Below are 9,594 nucleotides of genomic sequence, written 5' to 3' on the forward strand. Positions count from 1 at the left end.
CAACTCCTCCACCGGCTCGGCCAGCCCGAACCGCTCCCGTACCAGCCCGAAGAACACGTCCATGGGCGCCGCCCCGTCCGCGTCCGTCTCCACCAGCCAGGAAACCGCCCCGGCATCCAGCCCGCGCTCCGCGGCGAACTCCACGGCCCACCGCCGAAACCCACCGAGCCGGTCGATCAACGTGTTGTCCAGATCGAACAGCGCCAACATCAGCCACTCCTGAAGGCAAGGGAAAGGCGCGGGTGGTGCCCGCGCCTTTGAGGGGAGACGGTCAGCGGAGCTCGCGCTTGAGGATCTTGCCCGTGGCCGTCATCGGGAGGGAGTCGCGGAACTCGATGAGCCTGGGGTACTTGTAGGCCGCCATGTTCTCCCTGGACCAGGCGATCAGCTCGTCCTCCGTGATCGTGGCGCCGGGAACGAGGATGACGTACGCCTTGATCTCCTCGCCGTGCGACTCGTGCGGGACACCCACGACGGCGGCCAGCGAGACGGCCTCTTGGGTCATCAGGACCTCTTCGAGCTCGCGCGGGTAGACGTTGAAGCCGCCGCGGATGATCATGTCCTTGGCCCGGTCGATGATGGCGTAGTAGCCGTCCGCGTCACGCGTCGCGATGTCGCCGGTGCGGAACCAGCCGTCCCTGATGGCCTCCTCCGTCGCCTCCGGGCGGCCGTAGTAGCCCTTCATGACGTTGTGGCCGCGGATGGCGATCTCGCCGGGCCCCTCGCCCTCGATCGTCTTCCAGTCGCCGTCGATCAGCTTCATCTCCACGCCCCAGATGGGGGTGCCGATCGTGCCGGGCTTGGTGGGCCGGTCCGCATGGTTGAAGCTGGCCACCGGCGCGGTCTCCGACAGGCCGTACCCCTCCAGGATGCCGATCCCGAAGGTCCGCTCGAAGTCCTTGAGCACCTCCACCGGCGAGGACGCGCCGCCGGCCACGGCGATGCGCAGCGAGCGGGGCGCCTCCACGCCGTCCGCGTGGATCTTGGTGAGCATGCCCCAGTACATCGTCGGCACGCCGGCGAAGAACGTGACGTTCTCCGACGCCATGAGCGAGAGCGCCTCGCCCGGCTCGAAGCGCGGCATGAGCACGACCGTCGCGCCGCGCAGGAAGCCGGCGTTCATGACGACGGTCTGGCCGAAGGAGTGGAACAGCGGCAGCACCCCCAGGTACGTGTCGCGCTCCTCGGAGCCGGGGAACATCTTGTCGCTGACCATCGCGTTCATGAGCATGTTCTGGTGACTGAGCTCGGCCCCCTTGGGCTGGCCCGTCGTGCCCGACGTGTAGAGGACGACCGCCGTGTCGTCGGGCGACGTCTGCACGGTCTCGAACTCGCCCGCCATCGCGCCGAGCGCCGCCCAGATCGACTCGCCGTACGCCGACTCGGTCGCCAGCGGCGTGGCGGGGAGCACGAAGAAGTGCTCGCAGCCCTTCGCCGCCTCGAAGCCCGCCTTGCCGCGCTCGCCCAGCGGCAGCTCCGGCGTGCCCTCGAAGCAGAACAGCGCCTTGGCGTCGCTGTCGTCGAGGTGGTAGGCGATCTCGCGGGACTGCAGGAGCACGTTGAGCGGCACCACGGCCGCGCCGGCCTTGAGTATGCCGAAGTACACGAACGGGAAGTACGGCACGTTCGGACAGGCCAGCGCGACCTTGTCGCCCTTGCCGATCCCACGCGCCACCAGCAGGTTCGCCACCTGACTGGCTACAGTGTCGATCATGGAGTACGGCAGGCGCATGTCGCCGAAGACGACGGCCGTAGCGTCCGGGATTTTCCTGGCGCTGTCCTCCAGGACAATCGACAGATTGAGCATGACGCCTTCCTCCTGTGAAGCCTCGAAAGCCGCTTGCGCGCCATCTTCGCAGGAAGCCATACCGACTAGTAGGTAACAGAGGTTACAAGTGGATATGGACGCGTCGGCCCGGCTGGAGTAAGCAAGTACCAAGTTACTCACCCCATGGAGGGGTCATGGAGTACGACTACGTCATCGTCGGCGCGGGATCCGCGGGATGCGTGTTAGCCGGCCGGCTCTCGGAGGACCCGGGCGTGTCGGTGGCGCTGGTCGAGGCGGGTGGGCAGGACGACAAGCTCGAGATCCGGATGCCGGCGGGCTTCTCCAAGCTGTTCAAGACCGGCTACGACTGGAACTACACCACGGCGAAGCAGAGCGAGATGTCCGGCCGCGAGCTCTACTGGCCCAGGGGCCGGATGATCGGCGGCTCGTCCTCGCTCAACGCCCAGATGTGGGTGCGCGGCTGCGAGCGCGACTACGACCAGTGGGACGTCCCCGGCTGGGCGTACGACGACGTCCTGCCGTACTTCACCAGGGCCGAGCACCGCGTCGGCAGCAACGCCGGCGACGTGTACGGCACGTCGGGCCCGCTCTACGTCTCCGAACTGCGCAGCCCCAACGTCACCACCGCGGCGTTCCTCAAGGCGTGCGAGGAGTTCGGCCTCCAGCGTCTCGGCGAGCTGAACGGGCGCTCCAACGAGGGCTACAGCCCCACCCCCGTCACCCAGAACCGCGGCCGCAGGTGGAGCTCGGCCGACGCCTACCTGCGCCCGGCCGCCAAGCGGCCCAACCTGCACGTGATCACCGAGGCCACCGTGGACCGGGTGACGTTCGACGGCCGGCGCGTGACGGGCATCGAGCACAGCGGCGGCGCCCAGGTCAGGGCCAGGCGCGAGGTCATACTGGCCGCCGGCGCGATCGGCTCGCCCTACCTGCTCATGCGCTCCGGCGTGGGCGCGGCCGGCGAGCTGCGCGACGCCGGGATCGCGATCATCCACGACCTGCCCGAGGTGGGCAAGAACCTGCAGGACCACCTCGCCTCCGCCGTGTACGTCGAATGCAGGCAGCCGGTGACGCTGACCAAGGCCGAGTCGATCGGCAACCTGCTGCGTTACATCGTCCTGCGCTCCGGCATGCTCACCACGAACGTCGGCGAGGCGGTGGCGTTCATCAGGACCTCGGCCGAGGAGCCCGCGCCCGACGTCGAGCTGGTCTTCGCGCCCGTGCCGTTCCTGGACCACGGCCTCACCCCGCCGACCGGGCACGGGCTCACCATCGGGGCCGTGCTGCTGCAGCCGGAGAGCCGCGGCAGGATCGGGCTCAACGGCAGGGACGTGGTGATCGACCCCGGCTACCTGGCCGCGGAGGCCGACGTCAAGCGGCTGGTCGCGGGGCTGAAGACGGCCAAGCAGCTGTTCGCCACCACGGCGATGAAGCCGTACGCGGGCGGGCCGATGGCGCCGTACTGGGGGCCGGAGAGCGACGAGGAGCTCGCGCAGTGGGTGCGCGAGCGCGGCGAGACCCTCTACCACCCCGTGGGCACCTGCCGCATGGGCACGGACGACGCCTCCGTCGTGGACCCCGCACTCCGGGTACGCGGCATCGAGGGGCTCAGGGTCGCCGACGCGTCGATCATGCCGACGCTCAACCGGGGTCACACGCACGCCCCCGCCATCATGATCGGGGAGAAGGCGGCCGACCTGATCAGGCAGAACGCGGTGACGAGCGCTTGACGTAAGTGGGCACTTGCACAACGCTTGGACGGTATGACATCGTCCGCGGAGCTGGCACAGGCACCGTTCTGGGCGCTGCCGCAGGCCGAGCGCATGGCGGCGTTCCGCAGGCTGCGCGGGCTCGAGCGCCCGGTGTTCGTGCCGGAGCGGAGCCTGCCGTTCGTCGGCGGCGGCCCCGGCTACTACGCCCTGGTCCGCCACGCCGACGTGGTCGAGGCCGGGCGGAACGCGGCCGTGTTCGGCGGCGAGCCGGGCGCCGGCGGCGTGCCCGGCCTGCCGGCCTGGCTGAGCGGCCCCTTCGGGCCGGCGATCGACCTGGACGATCCGCGGCACGTGAGGTTACGCGGGATCGTGGCGAGGGCGTTCTCTCCTCGCATCCTGGCGAAGCTGGAGGACGACCTGGCCGCGGCCGCCGCGGAGATCGTGGACCGGGTGATCGAGGAGGGTCCGGGGGACTTCGTCGCGCAGGTGGCCGCCAAGCTGCCCGTACGGGTCATCTGCGACATGATGGGGATTCCCGCCAAATTTCATGACATGGTGCTGCGGCGGACCGACATCATCCTCAGCAGCACCGGCCCCCAGCCCACCGGCCCCGAGCACGCCGGTCCCGAGCACGCCGGCCCCGAGGACACCGGCATCGCTTCGAGCCTCAGCCGCGTCGATGTCGCCCGCGGCCTGGCCAGGCTGCTGCACGCGGGGTTCTCACTCACCCGGCTGGCCGCCCGCCTGGGCGACGAGCGGCGCCGGCGGCCGACCGGCGATCTGGTGAGCCTGCTGGTCAACGGCGACGAACGGCTCACCTCACGGGAGCTGGGGTCGTTCTTCGTCCTGCTCGTGGTGGCGGGCAGCGAGACCACCCGCAACGCGATCGCGTACGGGCTCAAGCTCCTCACCGACCACCCCGGTCAGCGCGAGCTGCTGCTTGAGCGCTTCGACGAGCGCATCGTCGGGGCGTGCGAGGAGATCGTCCGCTACGCCACGCCGGTGATCCAGTTCCGCCGGACGCTCACGCGCGACCACGAGATGAACGGCGTCGCCTACAAGCGCGGCGACAAGGTGCTGCTCTTCTACAACTCCGCCAACCGCGACGAGGCGGTCTTCGCCGACCCGGACACGTTCGACATCACCCGCGACCCCAACCCGCACGTCGGTTTCGGCGTGCCGGGGCCGCACCACTGCCTGGGCGCCCATCTGGCGCGCAGGGAGATGACCGTGATGTTCCGCGAGCTGTTCACCCGCCTGCCCGCGATCCGGTCCGTGGGCGAGCCGGACTTCCTGCCGTCCAACTTCGTCAACGGCGTCAGGCGCCTGCGCCACACCTTCTGACGCGCCGGCCGGGCCTGGAGGGGGACGGATGCTAGGTTTCGCAGTCATGGAGATCAGGAGCGTCCATGCCAACGGGGTGGAGTTCGCGTATCTGACGGTGGGGGAGGGGCCGCTGGCGCTGTGCCTGCACGGCTTCCCCGACACCGCGCACACCTGGCGGCACCTGATGCCCGCGCTGGCCGGGCGCGGCTACCGGGCCGTCGCGCCGTTCATGCGCGGGTACGCGCCCACCGAGATACCCGCGGACGGCGCGTACGAGGTCGCCGCCCTGGTCGCCGACGTCCTCGCGCTGCACGAGGCGCTCGGTGGCGGCGACGACGCGGTGGTCATCGGGCACGACTGGGGCGCGTTCCCCGTCTACCGCACGGCCGGCCGCTTCCGCCGGGCGGTCACGCTCGCGGTGCCCCCGCCGGGTGCGCTGGGCGGCGGGTTCCTGAAGTACGAGCAGCTCAAGCGCTCGTTCTACATCTTCCTGTTCCAGACCGCCATGGCGGAGGCCGCCGCGGCCGATCCCGGCTTCATCGAGAACCTCTGGCGCGACTGGTCGCCCGGCTACGACCCGGGCGAGGACCTGGAGTTCGTACGCCGCAGCATCGGCGAACCCGCCCATCTGCGCGCGGCCATCGGCTACTACCGCGCCATGCTCGGCACCACGCCGCCTTCGGGCCGTCACCCGGCCGTCGCCCCCGGCGTCACCGGCCCGGTCCTCTACCTGCACGGCACGCGGGACGGCTGCCTGGGCCCCGAACTGGTCGAGGACGCCCTGAGCCACCTCCCGGCCGGGTCACGGGCCGAGCAGGTGGCCGGCGCGGGCCACTTCCTCCACCTCGAACGCCCCGCCGACGTCAATCGCCTCATCCTCGACTGGCTCGCCCCCACCCCCTGATCCCCGTTCCCGGAGAACCGCGATCCGTGAGTGGCGGCCCCGCCACTGACCGCCTCAGCCTCGTTCGCGGAGAACCGCGATCTGTGGGTGGCGGCCCCGCCACTGACCGCCTCAGCCTCGTTTGCGGAGAACCGCGATCTGTGGGTGGCGGCCCGACAGGCTCACCCGGACGGTCTCCGTGACGGCGAATCCGCGGGGGATCCCGTCGTGGACGAGCGCCACGGCGAGCCCGTCGCCGGCCAGCACGCGCCGCACCTCCCGCCAGAGCAGGCCGGAATCCCCGGCGAGCAGCCCCGTCGGAGGCACCTGGCGGCCCCAGGGCGGGTTCACCAGCACCCGGTCCGCGCAGCCGTCGGCCACCGGGATCCGCCCGGCGTCCGCCACGGCCCACGCGAACGGCGACCGGCCCTCCGATCCCCGAACCTCGACGCCCTCGGCGAGGGCGGTGCGGGCGGCGTACGCGTTGGAGGTGGCGGCGGCGAGCGCGGCAGGGTCGTGGTCGAAGCCCAGCAGGCGTACCCCGGGTGCGAGCGCGTGCGCCTCGATGAGCGTGGTGCCCGCCCCGCAGCACGGGTCCAGCACCGTGCTCGCGCCGTCGAGCCGGGCCAGCTCCGCCATCGCGGCGGCCAGCGGCGGATGCAGCGTGCCCCGGATCGAGGCGGTCTTGTACGGCCTGCGATGCAACGGCCGCCCCGCCACCCGCAGCGCGATGATCGCCCGGTCGCCCTCGATCGTGACCCGCCACGACATGGCGTCGTGCGGCGGCCGCCCCCCGTCCCTCCTGGAGTGGTACGCCAGCCGCAACGGCCGGGCCAGCTCGGCCCCCACCGCGTCCTCGACCTCGAACCTCGTGTAATTGCGGCGCCCCACGAACGACGCCGACACCTCCAGCCCTCCACCGGACCGGTCGAGCCGCCCAGCGCCCGGACGGGTCAGGCGTCCGGGGTCGGCTTCGCGTGCCGCCCCGGCGAGCCGGCGCAGCGCGGAACGGTGGTGGCCGACCCCGTCGACCACGGCGGCCACCAGCAGCACGTCGTCCGCCATGCGCAAACCGAGCAGGCCGGCCTCAGGCGAGGGCTCGAACCACACCTCGCGATGGCGCAACCCGCGCACCACGCCCAGCCCGGAACGCCGAATCTCCGCGGCGACCAGGGGTTCGATGCCGTGCACCGCCCTGGCCACGGCAAAAGCATGCACGTGTCCTTCTCCCACGTCGCGACCCGGGACGGCGGTCGCTCAGCCGTCCCGCATCGCCGGCGGTGGGTTGTGCCGCGAACCCGCCGGCGGATCGCTAACGCAGGTAGAAGAACGTCATAGCCGGACACCATAGGGCATACGTCGATCAGGGGACCACAGGTTTTCCGGGCGTGTACGTACGGCGTACGGAGCGACCATTGACGTAAGTGGCTGCTTTTCCAATGATTGGGGGATGACCGTCCTCGACTTCGACCTGTCGGATCCTGACTTCTGGGCCAAGCCCATGGAAGCGCGGGAGGAGGCGTTCGACCGGCTGCGCTCGCGTGAGAACCCCGTGTTCTTCGCCGAGATGGAGATTGCCTACGCGCCTCAGGGCCCCGGTTACTACGCGCTCGTCAAGCACGCCGACATCCTGGAGGCGAGCCGCAACCCGGAGGTGTTCTGCTCGGGCGACGGCGGTGCCACGAACATCCCTGACATGCCCGCGGAGTTCGCCGAGTACTTCGGCTCGATGATCAACATGGACGACCCGCGCCACGCCAGGCTCCGCAGGATCGTCTCGCGCGCGTTCACGCCCAAGATGATCAAGCAGTTCGAGGCGGACGTGGAGGCGGCGGCCGGCGCCATCGTGGACGACCTCCTGGACAAGGGGTCCGGGTGCGACTTCGTGACCGAGGTCGCCGCCAGGCTCCCGTTAAAGATCATCTGCGACATGATGGGCATCCCCGAGCGCGACTACCAGTACGTCTTCGACCGCTCGAACATGATCCTCGGCGGCTTCGACCCCGAATACACCGGCGACGACGTCAACCAGGTCGCCGAGCGCCTGCTCACCGCCGGCATGGAGCTGCAGCAACTGGTCCAGGACCTGGCCGCGCAGCGCGCCGACCAGCCCACGAACGACCTGACGTCCTCCCTGGTCAACGCCAACATCGACGGCGAGAAGCTGACGATGCAGGAGCTGGGGTCGTTCTTCATCCTGCTCGTGGTGGCCGGCAACGAGACCACGAGAAACGCCATCTCGTACGGCCTGCGCCTGCTCACCAGGAACCCCGGCCAGCGCGCCCTGTGGCTGGAGGACATCGACGGCCGCGCGCCGGGAGCGGTGGAGGAGATCGTCCGGCTGGCCTCCCCGGTGAACTTCATGCGCCGCAAGGTCACCAGGGACTTCGAGATGAACGGCCACCTCTACCGCCAGGGCGAGAAGGCCGTCCTGTTCTACTGGGCGGCGAACAGGGACGCGGCGGTGTTCGACGACCCGTACCGGTTCGACATCGGCCGCCACCCCAACCCGCACGTCGGCTACGGCGGCCCCGGACCGCACTTCTGCCTGGGGGCGCACCTGGCCAGGCGGGAGATCACGGTGATGTTCCGTGAGCTGCTGCGCCGGGTGCCCGGCATCGAGGCCGGCAAGCCGGACCGGCTGCACTCCATGTTCATCAACGGCATCAAGCACATGGAGTGCACCTTCTAGCCCGGCGGGCGGTCAGGACCCGGTGGCCAGCCTCACCTGGTTCATGACCGTCCGTACGTCGGGCATGAGTTTCTTGCTCTCCGCCGGGATCGACATGTAGACGACCGCCGGGACGTCGGCGCCCGTGTTGATGGCCATCGTCACGATCGTGGCCTTCTCGGTCGCCGACGTCAGCGAATACGCGATCAGCCGGCCCGTGGAGTCGCCCACCTTGATCGGCTGCTGAGCGATCTTGCGGACCTTGTTGTCATCAGGGAAGAAGCTTCTGCGGGCGTTCAGCACGACCTGTCTGATGACCGGCTCCAGATTGTCCTGCTCGTAGTACGAGGCCAGCTTCGGCGGCAGCGGGCCCGACATCAGATGGGCGTACCGCTCCGGCGCGACCTGGACGTACTGGCGGGTGTCGTAGCCGTACGTGCCCTTGACGGTGGGGCGCTGGTCCAGCCGCCACTGGCCGCCCAGTTGGGGCACGGAGATCCTGGCGGCGGCGTCCGCGACCCTGCCGACGACGGGGGACGGGTCACCCGAGTACTTCGGCAGCGGGCCGATCGAGCTTTTGCTGCTGGTCGCCGACGGCTCCTGCGAGGTCGTCTGCTCTGCCTGCGCGACGTCCGAGCTCGGGGGATCGTCGCCGCCGGACAGCGGGCCCGCGAGGAACGCCCACAGCAGAGCCGCGACCAGCGCGATCGCCACGGAGCCGCCCAGCGCGTAGATCCAGACGGGCTTGCCCGGCCCGTCGTCCAGCGCGTCCTCGTCGCCCATGGCCTGGTAGTTGTCGCCGAAGACGGTGTTCCAGAGCTCTTGCTGGCGTTCGGGGGGCGGGGTGCGGGAACCGCTGATCTGGCCCGCCGTCACGAACCGGCGCTCGGGGTCCGACGGGTCGCGGTTCAGGTTGGAGCCCGGCCTGGGGCCCTGGTTGTCGCCGGGAGGCTGGCCGTTGTCCATGCCGGAGTCGGCTCCCTGGTTCGCCCCGTGCTTCGGCCCGTTGTTCGGCCCCTGATGCAGTCCCTGGTTCGGCCCGGGGTTCGTCCCCTGACCGGGTCCCTGGTGCGGCCCGGGGGCCGGCCCACGGTTCGGTCCTTGGCCGGGTCCCCGGTTCGGCCCAGGGGCCGGTCCATGGGCCGAACCAGGGCCGGGGCCGTGGTTCGTGCCGAAGTCCGGTCCCTGGTTCGGTCCCTGGTGGGGTCCGGGG

At 70.4% G+C, this 9,594-nt stretch carries 7 protein-coding genes and 1 pseudogene; 4 read left to right on the forward strand and 4 right to left on the reverse strand.

The window, feature by feature from the left end; translation table 11 throughout:
* Window positions 1-210 (reverse strand): annotated as a pseudogene (locus tag ITP53_RS56645) (HAD family hydrolase); the annotation flags it as partial.
* 61 nt (window positions 211-271) lie between these two features.
* Window positions 272-1,807: a long-chain-fatty-acid--CoA ligase gene (locus tag ITP53_RS50880; protein ID WP_195902698.1), complete on the reverse strand. Its 1,536-nt coding sequence runs from the start codon at window positions 1,805-1,807 to the stop codon at window positions 272-274.
* Window positions 1,808-1,962: 155 nt separating this feature from the next.
* Here ITP53_RS50880 and ITP53_RS50885 point away from each other — a divergent pair, with 155 nt between their 5' ends.
* Genes ITP53_RS50885 through ITP53_RS50895 form a run of 3 tightly spaced genes read left to right on the forward strand, consistent with a single transcriptional unit; the run spans window position 1,963 to window position 5,731 of the window.
* Window positions 1,963-3,519: a GMC family oxidoreductase gene (locus tag ITP53_RS50885; RefSeq protein WP_195902699.1), complete on the forward strand. Its 1,557-nt coding sequence runs from the start codon at window positions 1,963-1,965 to the stop codon at window positions 3,517-3,519.
* Window positions 3,520-3,552: 33 nt separating this feature from the next.
* Window positions 3,553-4,845, forward strand: coding sequence for a cytochrome P450 (locus tag ITP53_RS50890; protein ID WP_195902700.1), 1,293 nt, complete (start codon window positions 3,553-3,555; stop codon window positions 4,843-4,845).
* A 28-nt stretch (window positions 4,846-4,873) separates the two neighbouring features.
* On the forward strand, window positions 4,874-5,731 hold the full coding sequence (locus ITP53_RS50895; RefSeq protein WP_236052099.1) for an alpha/beta fold hydrolase: 858 nt from the start codon (window positions 4,874-4,876) through the stop codon (window positions 5,729-5,731).
* Between the two features lie 111 nt (window positions 5,732-5,842).
* Here ITP53_RS50895 and ITP53_RS50900 read toward each other — a convergent pair whose 3' ends face one another.
* Window positions 5,843-6,928: an RNA methyltransferase gene (locus ITP53_RS50900; protein ID WP_328818492.1), complete on the reverse strand. Its 1,086-nt coding sequence runs from the start codon at window positions 6,926-6,928 to the stop codon at window positions 5,843-5,845.
* A 232-nt stretch (window positions 6,929-7,160) separates the two neighbouring features.
* Between ITP53_RS50900 and ITP53_RS50905 the strand changes: the two genes are divergently transcribed.
* Window positions 7,161-8,402, forward strand: a complete 1,242-nt coding sequence (locus ITP53_RS50905; protein ID WP_195902701.1) for a cytochrome P450 — start codon at window positions 7,161-7,163, stop codon at window positions 8,400-8,402.
* Window positions 8,403-8,414: 12 nt separating this feature from the next.
* Here ITP53_RS50905 and ITP53_RS50910 read toward each other — a convergent pair whose 3' ends face one another.
* Window positions 8,415-9,347: a hypothetical protein gene (locus ITP53_RS50910; protein ID WP_195902702.1), complete on the reverse strand. Its 933-nt coding sequence runs from the start codon at window positions 9,345-9,347 to the stop codon at window positions 8,415-8,417.
* Window positions 9,348-9,594 lie beyond the last annotated feature (247 nt).

It is taken from the genome of Nonomuraea cypriaca (assembly GCF_015645445.1).
GTDB classification, from domain to species: domain Bacteria; phylum Actinomycetota; class Actinomycetes; order Streptosporangiales; family Streptosporangiaceae; genus Nonomuraea; species Nonomuraea cypriaca.